Annotated in this window: 14 protein-coding genes; 8 read left to right on the forward strand and 6 right to left on the reverse strand. The window is 60.8% G+C overall.

The window, feature by feature from the left end; genetic code table 11:
* The first annotated feature begins 397 nt into the window (after window positions 1-397).
* Window positions 398-1,984, forward strand: coding sequence for a glutamine-hydrolyzing GMP synthase (gene guaA, locus E7002_RS01600; protein WP_303727175.1), 1,587 nt, complete (start codon window positions 398-400; stop codon window positions 1,982-1,984).
* A gap of 168 nt (window positions 1,985-2,152) precedes the next feature.
* On the opposite strand, the gene E7002_RS01605 is transcribed toward guaA, so the two are convergent.
* Together E7002_RS01605 and E7002_RS01610 are read right to left on the reverse strand one after the other, a co-directional pair.
* Window positions 2,153-2,656: an isoprenylcysteine carboxylmethyltransferase family protein gene (locus tag E7002_RS01605; protein WP_303727176.1), complete on the reverse strand. Its 504-nt coding sequence runs from the start codon at window positions 2,654-2,656 to the stop codon at window positions 2,153-2,155.
* A 218-nt stretch (window positions 2,657-2,874) separates the two neighbouring features.
* Window positions 2,875-4,032 carry an ATP-binding protein gene (locus tag E7002_RS01610; protein WP_303727177.1) on the reverse strand — a complete coding sequence of 386 codons (1,158 nt, stop codon included), beginning with the start codon at window positions 4,030-4,032 and terminating at the stop codon, window positions 2,875-2,877.
* A 531-nt stretch (window positions 4,033-4,563) separates the two neighbouring features.
* Here E7002_RS01610 and E7002_RS01615 point away from each other — a divergent pair.
* Window positions 4,564-4,764 carry a Nif11 family protein gene (locus E7002_RS01615; protein WP_303727178.1) on the forward strand — a complete coding sequence of 67 codons (201 nt, stop codon included), beginning with the start codon at window positions 4,564-4,566 and terminating at the stop codon, window positions 4,762-4,764.
* 175 nt (window positions 4,765-4,939) lie between these two features.
* On the opposite strand, the gene E7002_RS01620 is transcribed toward E7002_RS01615, so the two are convergent.
* Window positions 4,940-5,287 (reverse strand): helix-turn-helix domain-containing protein, encoded by a 348-nt coding sequence (locus E7002_RS01620; protein ID WP_303727179.1) that lies wholly within the window; start codon window positions 5,285-5,287, stop codon window positions 4,940-4,942.
* A gap of 168 nt (window positions 5,288-5,455) precedes the next feature.
* On the opposite strand from E7002_RS01620, the gene E7002_RS01625 reads away from it, so the two are divergent.
* Window positions 5,456-6,088, forward strand: a complete 633-nt coding sequence (locus tag E7002_RS01625) for an NAD(P)-dependent oxidoreductase (protein ID WP_303727180.1) — start codon at window positions 5,456-5,458, stop codon at window positions 6,086-6,088.
* Window positions 6,089-6,439: 351 nt separating this feature from the next.
* Here E7002_RS01625 and E7002_RS01630 read toward each other — a convergent pair whose 3' ends face one another.
* Together E7002_RS01630 and E7002_RS01635 are read right to left on the reverse strand one after the other, a co-directional pair.
* Complete coding sequence (locus E7002_RS01630) at window positions 6,440-6,718, reverse strand: type II toxin-antitoxin system YafQ family toxin (RefSeq protein ID WP_303727181.1); 279 nt, start codon at window positions 6,716-6,718, stop codon at window positions 6,440-6,442.
* Between the two features lie 2 nt (window positions 6,719-6,720).
* A complete protein-coding gene (locus E7002_RS01635) occupies window positions 6,721-6,993 on the reverse strand; it encodes a type II toxin-antitoxin system RelB/DinJ family antitoxin (RefSeq protein ID WP_303727182.1) in 273 nt (90 codons plus the stop codon).
* A 297-nt stretch (window positions 6,994-7,290) separates the two neighbouring features.
* Between E7002_RS01635 and E7002_RS01640 the strand changes: the two genes are divergently transcribed.
* On the forward strand, window positions 7,291-7,680 hold the full coding sequence (locus E7002_RS01640; RefSeq protein ID WP_090846776.1) for a helix-turn-helix domain-containing protein: 390 nt from the start codon (window positions 7,291-7,293) through the stop codon (window positions 7,678-7,680).
* Between the two features lie 110 nt (window positions 7,681-7,790).
* Entirely contained in the window at window positions 7,791-8,273 is a 483-nt protein-coding gene (locus tag E7002_RS01645; RefSeq protein WP_303727183.1) for a GNAT family N-acetyltransferase, read from the forward strand.
* A gap of 219 nt (window positions 8,274-8,492) precedes the next feature.
* Here E7002_RS01645 and E7002_RS01650 read toward each other — a convergent pair whose 3' ends face one another.
* Window positions 8,493-12,203, reverse strand: a complete 3,711-nt coding sequence (locus tag E7002_RS01650) for an Ig-like domain-containing protein (RefSeq protein WP_303727184.1) — start codon at window positions 12,201-12,203, stop codon at window positions 8,493-8,495.
* Window positions 12,204-12,882: 679 nt separating this feature from the next.
* Between E7002_RS01650 and E7002_RS01655 the strand changes: the two genes are divergently transcribed.
* The 3 genes from E7002_RS01655 to E7002_RS01665 all read left to right on the forward strand — a co-directional run bounded on the left by E7002_RS01655 (window position 12,883) and on the right by E7002_RS01665 (window position 16,482).
* The gene (locus tag E7002_RS01655; protein ID WP_303727185.1) at window positions 12,883-13,728 is read left to right on the forward strand and encodes a Sir2 silent information regulator family NAD-dependent deacetylase; all 846 of its coding nucleotides are present in this window, start codon (window positions 12,883-12,885) and stop codon (window positions 13,726-13,728) included.
* Window positions 13,721-14,515, forward strand: coding sequence for a protein-ADP-ribose hydrolase (locus tag E7002_RS01660; protein WP_303727186.1), 795 nt, complete (start codon window positions 13,721-13,723; stop codon window positions 14,513-14,515). The genes E7002_RS01655 and E7002_RS01660 overlap by 8 nt, the downstream gene beginning before the upstream one ends.
* Before the next feature lie 596 nt (window positions 14,516-15,111).
* Entirely contained in the window at window positions 15,112-16,482 is a 1,371-nt protein-coding gene (locus tag E7002_RS01665; protein ID WP_303727187.1) for a helix-turn-helix transcriptional regulator, read from the forward strand.
* Window positions 16,483-16,667 lie beyond the last annotated feature (185 nt).

Here is a 16,667-nt window from a genome sequence, read left to right on the forward strand (position 1 = left end):
ATGCCCTTTTTCGGGACATAGGGCAATCGCGTCCGCAACCTAGAAGAGAAGGTGGAACTAAGAGCGATTGTCAGACGAACTGCGAGCTTGGCCTTGCTTCTTGTCACGCGCAGCGCGCGTACCCTCCTGGGAAGCATTGGCCATAATCTGCTCGATTTCGCTGGGTATGCCAAAGAGCGTGCGCTGGGAACGCAATCGGGGAGGGCGTTCCGCACCCGCTGCTTCTGCGCTAAGGATGTTTTGAATCTGTTCCCACTTATCTACCATGCCCCGATTATACGGGCGAAGGCGCATCGTGCTCCCTAGCGTTTTTATGAGAACGAGCCAACGCGCACGCCACGTTCAGGCGCAGGCGCTATGATAGCGGCGTTTACACATTACGCGAAAGGCGGTAACAGTGGCGGAAACCACCCAGCAGAAAGTCATCGTACTGGACTTTGGCGCTCAGTACGGCCAGCTCATTGCACGTCGCGTGCGCGATTTGCACGTCTACTCGGAAATTCTGCCCTGCGATGCTCCCGCAAGCGAGATCGCAGCCGCCAAGCCTTCCGCGATCATCCTCTCGGGTGGTCCTGCAAGCGTATACGCCGAAGACGCCCCGAAGGTAGACCCTGGCGTATTCGAGCTGGGCGTACCCGTACTGGGCTTCTGCTATGGCCAGCAGATCATGGCCACCACCCTGGGCGGCACCGTGGGCCACACCGAAAAGGGCGAATACGGCGCAGCGCCGCTCACGCGCAAGGGCGAAAGCCGCCTTCTGGCCAACACGCCCGAAGAGCAGACGGTTTGGATGAGCCATCGCGATGCCGTAAGCCAGGTGCCCGAGGGCTTCACCATCACCTCCGTCACCGACACCTGCCCCGTGGCCAGCATGGAATGCGCCGAGCGCAACCTGTACGCCACGCAGTTCCACCCCGAGGTGCGCCACACGCCCAACGGCAACCAGATGCTCAGCAACTTCCTGTTCGACATCTGCGGCCTGGAAGCCAACTGGACCATGGAAGGTCTTATCGACTCTATGGTGGAAGACATCCGCGCCAAGGTCGGCAACGACCGCGTGATTCTGGCCCTTTCCGGCGGCGTAGACTCCAGCGTCGTGGCCGCCCTGTGTGCTCGCGCCATTGGCAAGCAGCTCACCTGCGTATTCGTGAATCACGGCCTGCTGCGCAAGAACGAGCCCGAACAGGTGGAGGAAGTCTTCACCAAGCAGTTCGACGTCGACTTCGTGCACGTGCATGCAGAAGAACGCTACGCCAAGCTGCTCGACGGCGTAACCGAGCCCGAACAGAAGCGCCGCATCATCGGCACGCAGTTCTGGGAAGAGTTCTTCGCCGTGGCCCAGCATACGGGTGGCGTGAAGCACCTGGCCCAGGGCACCATCTACCCCGATATCATCGAGAGCGGCGCCCGCAAGACGGGCGGCAAGGCTTCCACCATCAAGAGCCACCACAACCTCATCCCCTTCCCCGAAGGGGTTCACTTCGACCTCATCGAGCCGCTCGACCACTTCTTCAAGGACGAGGTGCGCGCGCTGGGCACGGCCCTGGGCCTGCCCGACTATATCGTGCATCGCCAGCCCTTCCCCGGCCCTGGCCTGGCCATCCGCATCATTGGTTCGGTCAGTCCCGAAAAGCTGGAGATCCTGAAGAACGCCGACGCCATCGTGCGCGAGGAGCTGGACGCTTACAACGCGCGTCTGTTCGAGGAGACCGGCGAGCGCAACAGCGAGCATAGCTGCTGGCAGTACTTCGCCGTGCTGCCCGACATCCGCTCGGTGGGCGTTATGGGCGACGAGCGCACCTACGCGCGCCCCATCATCCTACGCGCCGTGGAAAGCAGCGACGCCATGACGGCCGACTGGGCGAAGCTCCCCTACGACGTGCTGGCACGCATTTCCGGCCGCATCGTAGCCGAGGTACCCGGCGTGAACCGCGTGGCCTACGACATCACGAGCAAGCCGCCCGCGACGATCGAGTGGGAATAAAATTTCGCACAAAGCACTATTCCACACTCCACCCCGAAACACAACAAATCCGCAGGACAAAAGTGGTGTGTCCGAGAAATCGGCGCACCACTTCGCATTGGTAAACAACACCTCTTTCGGGACGATTTGTCCACGGGCGCAAACCACAGAGGACGCAAGATGCCTGCGCTACCAAATGAAGGGAACAAGCCGCCATCGCACGCTGACCTTATACTCCGAGTAGCCTTGAAGCCCGTCTGTGAGCATCGCGTCCTCTAGAGCCGTGCGCGCTACGATCACGAGCGCGACCGCGCCCAAAACCAGCGCCACCCACACGCTCGGGAATACCATGACCACAGAGACGCACCACATGATGATGGCGGAGTACATAGGGTGCCGAACGTAGGCGTAGGGACCGCTGCTGCACACGCGCTGTCCGCGCTCCTTCTGCACCCGGGAGACGGCCTCGGCATAGAGGTTCTCGGAAAGGGCCCAGGCAGTGAGCATGGATGAGAGCAGATATATGACCGCGCCGAGAACAGAAACGACGTCTATGGCCGGCGACGGGCCGCACATCCTGCCTGCGACCCAGTACACTACGAAGTAGGCAAGCAGCCAGAACACCGCGAGTAAGGCCTTGTCCCACACGGGAGTCACGTCCTTGGCGTCGGCGATGGAAAGCCTTGCTGCCATCGTGTCGGGCGCCGTGCGGTAGAGCCAGATGACCGTGCCTATAGCGGCGAAGTAGACGGCAAACCAGAGCGTGCCCCTTGCCCCAAAACCCAACCTGAGCCGAGCAAGTAAAGGAGCAGGCCAAGCGCGCGTTCGACTGATAGTCGGACGAGATACGCAATCATGCCTTTGCCATCCATCGTTTCCCTCCCGCCATCTTGCGTTAGCCTATCGTTCGCCTAGCGCATCAGCCATTCATGCGCCGACCAGTGCCTGACGCCGTTCACTACATGGCTTTTATCCGAGCGCATGACCACGCTACGGCCCTCCTCGGGGATGCCGAGGGAGTCGCCGACGCCGCTCAAGTGCCGTGCGAGCTCGGGCTTGTACGTGGTCGTCGACTTGATCTCGACGAGCTCCGGCGCGACGCGATCGGTGACGTCGACGAGGTCCACCTCGATCTTGCTGTCGTCGCGGTAGAAATACAGCTCGGGGTTTCGACCGACATGCAGGTGCCGCTTGAGTGTCTCCGCCACGACGAGGTTCTCGAACACGGCTCCTCGGGCCGGGCTGTCGCGCAGCTGCTCGGGAGTCCTTATCCCCAGGAGATGGCAGAGCAGCCCCGTGTCGTAGAAGTAGATCTTCGGGGTCTTGGTGAGCCGCTTGCGGAGGTTGGCGTGGTAGGGAGGGAGCCTGAACAGGACGTAGCTCGACTCGAGGATAGAAAGCCACGAGTCGACGGTCGCCCGCGCGACGCCCAGGTCCCCCGATAGCCGTGACACGTTGAGGAGCTGCCCACACCCCTGAGCGCAGAGGCCGAGCAGGGTGTGGAACGAAGTCGTGCTGCGCGCGTCGATATATCCTGCCACATCGCGCTCGACGTAGGTCTGCAGGTAGTTCTCGAAGAAGACCGATGGAGGAATATTCGCGACGTGCAAGCGCGGATAACCCCCCTTCAGCATGAAGGAGTCGGGCACAAGCTCTTCCCCGTGCTCTTTACACTCGCGATATGAGAGCGGCAGAAGCTTGCAGATGCCTACGCGCCCGGCAAGGGTCTGACCTATCTGCTTGAGCAGCAGGAAGTTCTGGGATCCGGAAAGCACGTACTGTCCCGGCTCCCCGGAGGCATCGGAGGCAACCTGGATGGCGCTGAAGAGCTCGGGCACGCGCTGTGCTTCGTCTATGACGAGGCGCGCCGGTCGCTCGCGGATGAATCCGGTGGGATCGGCTTGGGCAAGATTGCGGGTCGCCTCGTCCTCGAGGTTGACATATTCATAATCAGGAAAGACGTGCTGCACGAGCGTCGATTTTCCACTTTGGCGCGGGCCGGTCACGGACACAATGGGGAACCATCCTGCGTTGTCCTTCACGAAAGACGAGAGTGTTCGTTCTATCATGCTCTACCTTCCGTAATTGCCAAGCCCGATAAACCATATATGCAAGATGTACAATACCAGATTTGCAAAGTGTCAGAAACCATAACTGTAAACCATCATAGATGCGCTTCGAACTTACCTCTGACTGCATGGCCCGACGTTCATGGCTGTTTGCATTTAGTCGGATAGGAACCCCATCGAGTTGAGCTTGGGACCCCGATGACCGAGCACGGTTTGCCCAAGATTTGTCCATGGACTGGCTCCGCCGTGCTGCTCTTGCAAAATACAAGCCATCTACCTGCTGTGTTGTGAAAGAAATAATAAATGCCAGTACAGTGATTCAGTTGAGTGGGAATAGTAATTTACGACCAAAAGCGCGCATTATCCCATTTCAGCACGATAGCTCCTCGCCAGTAAACATGTTGACGAGGGGCTTTTCCTTCTTTGACCTTGCATCATGCCGCGCGACGCAAGGTCAAAGAAGGCCTTATAATACATGCTGTTGGAAGCCGCGGTTGAAACAAGCCGCGCCCCAAACGAAAGGATATCGCCATGGAATTCGATGAGCTGAGCGAAGACCTGAAGGAACGTGCCAAGGCATGCAAGACGCCGGAAGAAATGCTGGCGCTCGCCAAGGACGAGGGAATGGTCCTGAGCGACGAAGACCTCGAGCAGGTTGCCGGGGGCAAGGGAAAGTGGGCTCACGAAGAGTGCAACGATTTCACCAGGCAGGGGAAGCCCCGCAAAAAGTAAGCTTCAAGCCTTAATTCACCAAGGGCAAAGCCCGCTCTGCCCGTTCAGGCGCGCGCCTATTGCTTGCACATAATAGCTGCTACGCCGAACCCTTGGGCACATGGCAAATGCCGGGCTCGTACGCCGCGATGCACCGATCGCGAGGATGGCACGCGACCCTGACGCACCCCTCCCCTTAGAGTTCCCCCACTCGCAGCGACTCCTTGTAGCTTTCGCCCCAGGCCCACAGCGCATCGAGCACGGGCTTGAGCGTCTTGCCCGTCTCCGTCAGCGAGTACTCCACGCGGGGCGGCACCTCGGGAAAGACCTCGCGGTGCACGAGCCCGGTGTCCTCCATCGTTCGCAGATTGCTCGTGAGCACCTTCTGCGAGATCTTCCCGATAGAGCGTTGCAGCTCCTTGAAGCGCATCGTACCGTTCAGCACGAGGTCGCGCAGGATGAGCACCTGCCATTTGTTCCCTATGAGGGAAAGCGTCGTCTCGACCGGACATGCCGGCAGGTCCTCGAGTCTCGGTTCCGTCATCTTCGCATCTCCTCAAGATCCATTACAGCAGGTAACAGCAAAAGTTACTATTTGGTGCCTGAAGCACTTTATAGTGCCTACTTTCATCTAGATACCGCAGAGCATACAGTATTCACTGTCAGCAAGCAATGGGCGGCATGAAGCCGCCGGATACGAAGGGACGCCACTATGAAGAAGATCGCAGTAGTCGCAGCCAACGGCAAGGCAGGCCAGCTCATCGTGAAGGAAGCCATGTCGCGCGGCATGGACGTAACGGCCTTCGTACGCGGCGAGAACAGGACCGCGGCCGAGAAATCCGTCGTGATGGACATCATGGACATCAAAGCCTCCGACCTGGTTGGATTCGACGCGGTCGTGGATGCCTTCGGCGCATGGACGCCCGAGACCCTCGACCAGCATTCCACCACTCTCGCGCACCTGTGCGACTGCGTGGCGGGCACCAACGTTCGACTGCTCGTCGTGGGCGGCGCGGGCTCGCTCTATGTAGACCCCGAGCACACCATGACTGTCTCCGAAACGCCGGATTTCCCCGACGCGTTCAAGCCGCTGGCCGCCGCCATGGGTAAGGCGCTCAGCGAGCTGCGCGAACGCGACGACGTGAAGTGGACCTACATCTCCCCCGCGGGCGACTTCCAGGCCGACGGCGAGCGCACTGGCTCCTACACTCTCGGCGGTGAGGAGCTGACGCTCAACGCGGCCGGCGAATCGATCATCAGCTATGCCGATTATGCCATCGCAATGGTCGACGAAATCGAGTCCGGAGATCACATCCAACAGCGCATCAGCACCGTGCGCAAGTAGCGAATCAACTCGAATCTAAATCGTTCGTTGGGGGTGGTTGCGCACTGCCCCCAACGTTGCATGGAGGGAAACGGAGAGAACATGGCCTACCGCACTGGAAACGACGCCTCGGCATTCAAAGAGGGCGAAGGACTTGACCTGGCGGCGGTTCCCGATCCCGAAGAGGTCGACGCTGCATGGCGCTTGCGCTTCCTGCGGGCGATCCGCGACGTTGCGTTCGCCACGGTGGACGCGGGCGGCCTGCCACCCCACGAGGGAAAAGACGGCGATGAACGCGGTAAGGACGGCGGCGGCAAGCAGAGGGGCCCGAGCGATGGAATTGTTGAATGCGCGCCTTATGACGGCCCCGCGTTACTCGTCGAACAGGTCGCTGTGCGATCCCGTGCGCACGAGCGTGAGTACCATCACGTTATCTGTGAGCTTGTAGATGAGCAGCCAGTCGGCGCGGATGTGGCATTCCCAGTGGCCCGACCAGTTGCCGGAGAGCATGTGGGGCCGGCACCGCTCCGGCAAGGGCTCGTCGTTGGCGAGCGCCTCGATGACGGCGCGCAGCTCGCCTTTGGGAAGCCCCCGCTTTACGGCCACCTTGTAGTCCTTCTTGAAGCGCGCCGTCTGGCGAATCTCCCTCATGGTCATGCGTCCAGGTCTGCGAACAGCTCGTCGACGCTCGAGTAGCCCTTGACGTCTGGATCGGCCGCGATGCGGTCGGCCTCGCGCATGGCGGCCAGCGTCTCCGCGTTGGGAACATCGCGCGTGGGGCGGAACGGGAGTCCCTGTTCCCGCACGGCCTGGCGCAGGAAGGTGTTGACGGCGGTGGAGAAGTTCATCCCTAGGTCGGCGAAGAGCCTGTCTGCCTCCCGCTTCAACTGGGCGTCGGTGCGTATGCTTGTCGTGATGGTGTCCATAGCTGCCTCCTTGTGTTACAGATTATATCTATTGCAGCACTGATTGGCAACCGCCCGACCGAAGCACATCCGTTACTGAGTTTTCACTGACTTTTGCGCATTCGTACCACCCCAGCGCCACCATTCACGATGCTAGGTACTGAGAGGAGATTGGAAAGATGATCAACGAAGCGAAGATGACCGAGCTCAGCTAGCTAGAATCCAGACCCTCATTTCTGAGTCCAAATTCGGGGGTGCAGTTCATCGAGAAGTACTAACAATATTTGGAGTACTGCAACCTACATCAAGGAGCGCGTCATGGGTGAACGTCGAAATGTCAGCTGGTGCCCAGCCATCTCGTCTCTTCAGCGCGTGGTCGGCGGGAAGTGGAAGATAGAAATCCTGTTCTACGTTGCGCTCGAGGATGTGCGACACTTCGGCGAGCTGCGCAGGTGCCTGCGGGGCGTGTCGGAGTCAACGCTGTCGCGCCAGCTCAAGGAGCTCGTGGCAGACGACTTCCTGGAGCGTGTGGACTACCAGGAGGTGCCCCCGCGCGTCGAGTACCGGCTGACGCGCCGGGGCGAGAGCTTCAGGCCGCTCCTGCAGGCCATGTGGGACTGGAGTGAGGCCGAGTTCGAGTTCAGCCAGGCGGAGGCGGAGCAGATGCGCGAGGCTCGCGAGCGGCTCGGCGTAGCCCAGGTCCGCTGAACCGGCCTTCCGCGTTACCTGCCCTCGTGTGCCCTACGCACATCGTCGTAGAACTCGAAGATCGGTATGAGCGGCAGCGAAAAGAATCCGAGGCAATAAGGAGGCAAACGATGGTCGAGGTGCGAGCATACGAGATGGCGGACGTTGCGGCGATGGTCGAGGTGTGGAACGAGGTCGTCCGCGACGGCATCGCCTTCCCGCAGGAGGACGAGCTCGACGAGGCGAGCGGCGCGGAGTTCTTCGCCTCGCAGACCCACTGCGGCGTCGCCGTGGAGGGCGGGCGCGTGCTCGGGCTCTACATCCTGCACCCCAACAACGTCGGCCGCTGCGGCCACATCGCCAACGCCAGCTACGCGGTATCGTCGGATGCGAGGGGCAAGGGCGTGGGCCGCACCCTTGTCGAGGACTCGATGGCCCAGGGCAGGGAGCACGGCTTCCGCGTGCTGCAGTTCAACGCCGTGGTCGCCACCAACGCCGGAGCCCGTCACCTCTACGAAAAGCTCGGCTTCACGCAGCTGGGAACCATCCCGGGCGGTTTCCGCATGCCCGACGGCACCTACGCCGACATCTGCCCCTACTACCACGAGCTCTAGGCGACAGTGACGTACCCCGGCATGCTCGCCATGTCTATGCGAAAGTACGTGTCACCGAGTAGCACCGTTTGGACAAAACGCGTCGAAATCGTAGGGAGTATTCAAGCCCCGAAGCGCTTCGGGGCTTTTTGTGATTTAAAAAGGGGTTTTACCTGCAGTTTTTCATCAGGGGATACTCCCCTTTCCACGTTTTACGCGGCGAGAAGCATCTCCTGCAGGTTAGAGGCGGGCATGCTTGCCGACATGCGCCGAACGGCGGGCGCGGTTCGCAACCCCGGCCACAATCAGCGCGGCGACACTCAGGACGGCGAGCGACGCAAGCAGCGCGACCGGCATGGCGTCGCCGGTCTTGGCTGACGCGGAGTTGGCTGATGCGGAGTTGGCTGACGCGGAGTTGGCCTTCGAGGCAGCGCCCTTCGCCGCGGGCTCCGCAAGCACCTCGAAGCGTGCATCCACACTGCCGGCATCATCGAACATCGCGGTCAGGGTATGCTCGCCCACTGCCAGCGTCTCGAGGTAGGCCGGCTTCAGCTTCACGATGACGCTGCCGGGCTCTGCCGTGTAGTTGACCGCGTCGACGTCCTTCCCGTCCACTTGGATGCCGGTGAAGTGGGAGAAGGTCACGTTGTCGTCCACCGAGCGCTTGAAGGTGAAGTCCGCCGTCGCCGAGCTGCCCCTCGCCCACTGCAGGCCGTCGCCTTCGGCGCTCCTGTAGGAAACGCCCTCATCTGGCTTCAGCTTGGGGATCGACTCGGTCTTGACTTGGGTCTCGAAGGCAGGGTTCGTGAAGGTCGCCGTATAGGCCCTTACGCCCTCTTCGGCTTCCGTCGGCTCCTTGGTTACCACCGACGTGGTCTTGGCGGTTTCCGTCTCGACATGGCTTGCGTCCCTCTTGCAAGCAAGCGTCGCTGTCACGCTGCCTTTGTCGGCCGCCCACTCGTAGGCCGGATCGCCCCAGTCGTGGCCGAGCGGGTCGATGGTCTTGGCCTCGCGAGAAAGCTCGGCGCCGCAAGCCGAGCAGTAGACGACCTCGTCATAGCTTCCGGCCTTCTCGCACGTGGCCGCTACCTCGTTTTCGCGCACGGGCGCGGCGGCCGTATGGCCCGTCGCGGGAATCCCGCTTGTCCTCGTCTGCGTCGCGAAGGCGACGTTTTTGAAGCTTGCCGTGTAGGTTCTCGTGCCCGCCTCGGTGCATTTTGGATTCACGTCCGTAACGATGGGGGTGACCGTCTCGACCTCTACGAAGCTCGGATCATCCGTCAAGGCGCGCGAGGCCTTTACTTCCATGTTGTCGGCCGCCCATTCATAAGTCGGCTCCGTCCAGCTATGTGCGTGCCCCTCTGCCGAAATCGCTTCCGTCTTGGTCTGCACGGTGAAGGCCGGATTGGCGAAGGAGCCCGACGTATACGTCCTCACGCCGAGTTCGTCTCCGGCGGGCTGCTTGGTCACCTCGGAGGTGACGCCCACGGTCTCTGTTTCTACGTGGCTTGTATCCTTCTTGCAGACGCGCTTCGCCGTGACCTTGGTATTGCCTTCGTTCCATGTGTAGATAGGATCGTTCCAGTCGTGCTCGCACTCGCTGATCACGAAGTCCAGCGTCACGGTCGGGCCCTCGACGCCTTCCCACGCGTAGTTGGCGGGGTCCTTCAGCGTGAGCACAACGGGGTAGGTCCCGGGCTCCGTACCGCCCTTGTTTTCTGTCACGGTGTACAGGTCGCTCGCGGGCACGTCGGCGACTTGTTTTTCGCCTGTGTAGGGTTTGGAATCGATCGCAGGTGCAGCCACCTGCGCCTGGGTTACCTTTACCGAGCAGGTCGCAGTCTTGTCATCTGCTGTATCGTCCGTTCCGTTGGTCGCGGTGACGGTGATGGTCGCCTCGCCCACAGCAACGGCGGACACCTTGCCGGTACTATCCACCGTGGCGACGCTCTCGTTGCTGCTTTTCCAGGTAACGGTCTTGTCCACCACGATGGCGTCAGAGCCTTCGGGCGAAACCGTGGCCACCAGTGTTTCTGTGTTACCTATGACAAGATTGGTTTCCTCCTTGTTGAGCGAGACGCCTTCCACGGCAACCTTCCTCACGAATTCTGCCGTTACGGTCACATCTGCTGCGGGCATGGTGAAGGTGTATTTGGAAGAATCGTTTGTATCCTGAGTGAGCGCGAGTTCGGTTTCTCCAGCTTTAGCCTTCAGTGTGCCGGGCTTTAGCACCCAGCCGCCTGCGTCCGGCGCTACGGTGAGAGTTACTGTGTTACCCGGCACCGCACGAGACTTGCCGACGACAACGCTGCCGCCTTGAGCCTCAGACACGGTAACCCCAAAAGTGCTCGAACGAACCAAAGTCTTGTTACTAAGCGTGTCAAGATTAGCTGCAGTATAACTCGTGGCCGCAAAGGCTTCCCTTGTACTCTTGTCCGTGAAGGGGCTTTCCATCGTCAGTGTGACTGACGTATTTTCGTTGTTGCAGCGGTAAGAAGTCGCTTTGACACTTATGTCGTATTCGTCTTCGGCGTACTTCAGCGTGATGGTGGTCGCAAGGCCGATTCCGTCTTTACCGTTGCCGATGCCAGATCCATTGGCGCCACCTATGGATTCTACGGTGCCGCCACTGATGGTGATGGTGGTGCCGGCGCCACGGTCGCCGCCGCCGATGCCCGCGCCGCCTGCGTTGCCGGTGGCTACAACAGTGCCGCCGGAGATGGTGACGTTGTCGCCGTTGCCGCCCTTCCCGCCGCCGATACCAGCTGCATCGGATCCAGCGCTTGCAGTTACGGCGCCACCGGAAATGTTGATATTGCCGCCACCGCCGCCTTCGCCGCCACCAATGCCGGCCCCATACTGGCCACCCGTAGCTTCTATAGTGCCGCCAGTGATATTGATAATGCTGGCATTGACCCTGCCGTCGGTGTCGTCACCTGCACCGATACCCGATGCGTAGCCATTGCTCGAGGCTTTCACCGTACCACCGGCAATGGTGATGTAACCCCCGATGCAGCCATCGCCACCGCCAATGCCTGCGCCGTCCGGGCCGCCGTAGGCCTCGACCTCGCCGCCGTAGATGCTAATCGTGCCGCCAGTGGTTGCCGTGCTGCCAGCGTCGTCGTCGCCCGAACCAATACCCGCGCCGCTATCACTGGGAAAGCTATAAGATGACTGAGGGCCGCCTTTTGCATAGACCTTGCCGCCCCAGATGGTGATGGTACCGCCGTTTCCGCCCCTGCTACCGCCGATGCCGGCGGCCCCACCACCGCCGTACGCCTTGACATCGCCTCCGTAGATGGTGATTGTGCCGCCGTCCCGGCCTGGGCCGTAGGCATCGCCGCCACCGATGCCGGCGGAGCCGTTGCCGCCACGTGCCTCGATCGTGCCGCCGTAGATGGTGATGGTGCCGCCGGCACCCGTTTTACCGGCACCGATGCCCGCTGCGTGAGCTTCATTGTTATCGTTATTAGCAGTTATTTTGCCGCCATGAATCGTGATAGGGCCGTTCGGACCCGAGTTATTGTCGGAGCCGATTGGCGCGTTCTCTTTGCTGGTGTCGGCATAGCAGACTAGCTCGCCTGTTTCTCCCTGCTGGGCGTAGATGTTGAGCCTCGATGACCAATAAACATTGATGCCCTTTTCCAGCGTGAGCTTGGAACCGTCCGTGAGGATGATGTTGGCCTCCGCCCCCTCCGCAACTGTGATTCTATTCGTGCTCTCGATGGCACCGCTCACGTAGTACCAGCCTTGTATGTTCTCCGTGTCTTTTGTAATGGGCGCACACTCGACGGTCTTCGTTTCCGACACGACCTTCGTGCCGTCCCAGCTCTTCTCGACGTAGCTGACATTCTCGACCGCGTATGCTGTCCCGCTCGTCGCAAACAAGAACCCCATGGCCAGCACCAATGCCAGCAAAAGACTCTTCGACTCTCTCGATACCCTCTTCATGACGAAGCCGCCTCCATCCTAGGCGTCGAATGACTCTTATCAGTCACACCCTTGGCCATCTTCACCGCAGCCCCCATATCGAGCTGTCGTCATTCAAGTCGTTTTCTTTCCAAACACTTCGCAGAAGTCATGTACACTTCGCGGTTCGAGACGAGTTCTCGTCTCCGAGGTTTTTGACTTTTGCGATATAAAACTCCTCTATAACCGTTAGCTAAATTCAGCTATGTACGATCATACGCAGTCATTGCCCCAACTGGTAACAGGCTGCCCCAAATTGTCACACCCTCGTAAAAACGTGGAAAAGGGAGTATCCCCCAGCTGCGTATGATCGTGAGTGTCGTCTCCACCGGGCAGGCCGGCAGCTCTTCGAGCCTCGGTGCGGCCATCTCCATAACCTCCCAATTGGCCTAACCGCAGGTAGGTACCAATGGTTACCAGCAAGTACCTACACCACATTATTGTGCCTACTTACCATCCAATACCAACTGTAGCAGACTATGAGACGTGGAAGCAAAGCGTGGGGCGCGCCGGGGCAGAAAGGAAGCGCACCATGAGGAGCGTGCCCATGCAGGAAAGCGCGACACGTAGCTGAATGAGAACGGCAAGTTCTAGGCCGAGGGCTAAAGCAGTAAAGTTATGGGGTGGCCCGGCCGTCCCGATTCGCATGAGGAGGCAGCACATGAACCAGGAAACCATAAAGCTGCGCGATGCCATCCGCGACGCCGACGCCGTCGTCGTGGGCGCAGGCGCGGGCCTCTCCACCGCAGCCGGCCTCACGTATGCGGGCGAGCGCTTCGAGCGGCACTTCGCCGACTTCATCGCCAAGTACGGCTTCACCGACATGTACTCGGCGGGTTTTTACCCGTTCCCCACGGAGGAGGAGCGGTGGGCCTACTGGAGCCGCCACATCTGGCACAACCGCTACGTGGATCCGCCCAAGGACACCTACGCGAAGCTCCTGCGCCTGCTCGACGGCAAGGACTTCTTCGTCATCACCACCAACGTCGACCACCAGTTCCAGCGGGCAGGATTCCCCAAGGGGCAACTCTTCTACACGCAGGGCGACTACGGCCTGTGGCAGTGCTCCAAGCCCTGCCACAACAAGACCTACGACAACCACGAGACCGTGAGGCAGATGGTCGAGCGGCAGCGCGACATGCACGTGCCAGGCGAACTCGTGCCGCGCTGCCCCGTGTGCGGCGGGCCCATGTCCATGAACCTGCGGGTAGACGACACCTTCGTGGAGGACGAGGGTTGGCACGCGGCCGCGCTTCGCTACCGGCGCTTCCTCGAGCGGCACGAGGGCCTGCGCGTGCTCTTTCTCGAGCTCGGCGTGGGCGGCAACACGCCCGCCATCATCAAGTACCCCTTCTGGCGCCGCACGTACAGCAACCCGCGCGCCACCTACGCCTGCGTGAACTTTGGCCAGGTGATGACAGCGCGCGAAATCGCCGACCGCTCCATCCTCGTCGACGGCGACATCGACGCGGTGCTGGACGAGCTCCTGGAGGTGCGCAATGACTGAGAACCGCAAGCGCGAGCTGCTGCTCGCGCTCGTCCCCGCGCTCTGCGACGAGCGTGGCATGGAGGCGGGCCTGGGCGAGGACGCCACCACGGACGAGCTCTTCTCGGCCTTCCGCGCCCTCGTGAACACGCGCCCGCCAATCCCTGCCGACTCCGGCTGGCTCGCGATGCAGGACGAGCTGCTGCGGGGCATGATCGCAGATGCCGGCATCACGCACGTCGAGGACATTCCGACCGTGGCGGTCGACCCGCGCCTGCGCCTCTGGCGCGGCGACATCACCACGCTTGCGGCCGACGCCATCACCAACGCCGCGAACAGCCAGATGCTCGGCTGCTGGGTGCCGGGGCACCACTGCATCGACAACGCCATCCACACGTTCGCCGGCGTGCAGCTGCGGCGCGCGTGTGCCGAGCTCATGGAGGCGCAGGGCCACGAGGAACCCACGGGCCTGGCAAAGATCACGCCCGCCTACAACCTGCCTGCGAGGCACGTCATCCACACGGTCGGGCCCATCGCGCAGGGGAGGCCGACCGCACGGCACCACCTGCAGCTCGCTCAGTGCTACCGCAGCTGCCTCGACCTCGCAGCCAGGAGCGGCCTAACGTCCATCGCCTTCTGCTGCATCAGCACGGGCATCTTCGGCTTCCCGCAGGAGGAGGCCGCCGAGATTGCCGTGCGCACCGTGCACGAGTGGCTCGACACACACGAGGACGCGGGCATCACCGTGATCTTCAACGTATTCGGCGATACGGACGAGGCGATATACCAGTCGCTTCTCTTCACCTGATGCGCCCAGTGCTGGACGGAGGGGTTGGGAAGCGTCTGTCGAGTGGGAATAGCATCTGGTGGCTTGTAAATACACATTTACCCAGTTCAACACGATAGCCCCTCGGCAGCAAGCATGTCGCCGAGGGGCTACACATAAGTCCGTATAGTCCGTTCTAGGCTATGGTTCCTACATGCTCTCACGCAGAATGGCGGCGACGTCATCGGTCGTAAGCCGTTTGAAGTCGGTCGGAAAGCGCCGTAGACCGGCACGGATGCGAGGGGAAGATGGCAGCATGGAAAGGGAGCGGCGTTTTTGTGTCCGAAATCTTGACACAGCTCAAACACACGAAGCCCGCTTTCTTGCCAAGACCGACACACGGGAGGCCCAAAGCCGCCAGGCCCGACACACCGGAACTCTATTCTTGTCAAAGGGCCCGCGGGAATCCCGATCAAGCAAAGCTCTGCTCGATTCCCCAAAGGGCAATCATCGTTCCCGTGGGGCTAAGGGAACGTTTCCCTCTGTCCCGCCTTTTTGTTGTGCGGACGCGTTCGACTTCAGCTAGACTTGCAACGGAACAAACTTTGCACAACGTTGGAGCGGCAGTCGGAAGCATTATGAAATCTCTCTCACTATCGAAGGAATCCTTGGGTCGAATCGGCGTTGCCGCGTGCGCATTGTCCCTTCTCGACCTTTCCAGCCTGGCCATGATCTCGTTCATGGGCGGCGCGCCGTATCTTCCAGGCCTGTATCCTTCGATATTGTTCGTCGCCATGCTGGCCGTTGCCTCCATTGCGTTCGCGCTGTTCGGCGGGCGGCCGCTTTCGCTTCGTGCGCACAAAGCCACCTTCTATCTGTTCGCCTTCGTGGCAGCGCTGGGGCTTCTGACGCTTTGGACCGCGCCCGCACTTTCCCTGGCAAGCTTCTGCGCCTATTCCATTGGTAACGCGTTTCTGCTCTTTTTCCTGCTGGAGCTGCTGCTCGAGGTTTCCTCGATCGAGCTTGCGCTGGTCATCGTCGCGGGGCTCGCAATCTCCACGGTGGGTTCCCTGGCCCTGAACGCGATCGACGCATGGCCGTTCGTGTGCGTTATAACGCTGCTCGCCGCGCTGTTCTGCATCAAATATCTGGACGAAACGCTGGGCTCGTCCGAAACGGAGCCGCAAAGCGCCGAGCTTGGCGTGGACCCCAAAATTCTTTGGGGAACGCTCTGCGGGCTCTTCTTGGCGGGCCTTTCGACCGCCATCACGCAAAACATCACGGCAATGCAGGACGTCGCAAGCCCCATGTACCCGGAAATCACCTCCATCGTTGCGTTTGCGCTTCTGGCGTACCTGTTGCTGTTCACCAGCGACACCAACGTGTCTTCCGCTGTGAAGCTCATTTCAAGCCTCATCGTGGCCTCGCTGGTCCTGCTGCTTCTGTCCGATCGGCTTGTATACCAGGCCTACCTGCTGTCGAGCGTCGCATATACGCTCATGAGCAGCTTGGCCTTTTACGTGGCGGTGCTGGTTGCCAAGTCCCGGGTGTTTGCGCCCCTGCGAGTGTTCGGCGTCATGGGCGTCATGCTTTCGTCCGGGGCCATCGTCCTTGCGGCCTTCGCGCTTTTGGGGCTGAACGTTGCCGACCGCACCTTCATCGCAGGCCTTGCCCTGGTGTTCGCGTTGCCGACCATATGGCTTATGGGCGACCGCGGCGTCGACCAGCTGGTCAGCCCCAAGCAGCCCGTCTCAGCAAGCGACGATGCCGGCCCTTTGCGCTTCTTCAAGGAGAAGATTCGATCAGTCGCGCAGACCGCAGGGCTCACGCCCAGGGAGCAAGACGTGTTCGAGCTTGCCGCAACCGGCCGAAGCGTTCCGTTCATTGCCGAGAAGCTGGTGCTCAGCGAGAACACGGTAAAGTCCCATTTGCAGAAAGTCTACGTCAAATGCGGGGTGCACTCGCGTCAGGAGCTTATCTCGCTGGTCGAGGACGCAGCGGACGCCTAGGCCTCAGATTAGGTTTGGGCTTCGGCGGGGCTTTCACAACCTTATTGCAAAACCCCAGATAAAACGCCTACACCCGATTCGTATGTACGGCATTTTTCTGCAATAGCGTACGTTTCGCGTCTTTTTTCGGCGGTCTTAACGCCCCTAGAATCCTTCTCTGTCAAACGCCCTCGGCAATGCGGGGC

This window comes from Denitrobacterium detoxificans (genome assembly GCF_015062615.1).
Lineage (GTDB): Bacteria > Actinomycetota > Coriobacteriia > Coriobacteriales > Eggerthellaceae > Denitrobacterium > Denitrobacterium detoxificans_A.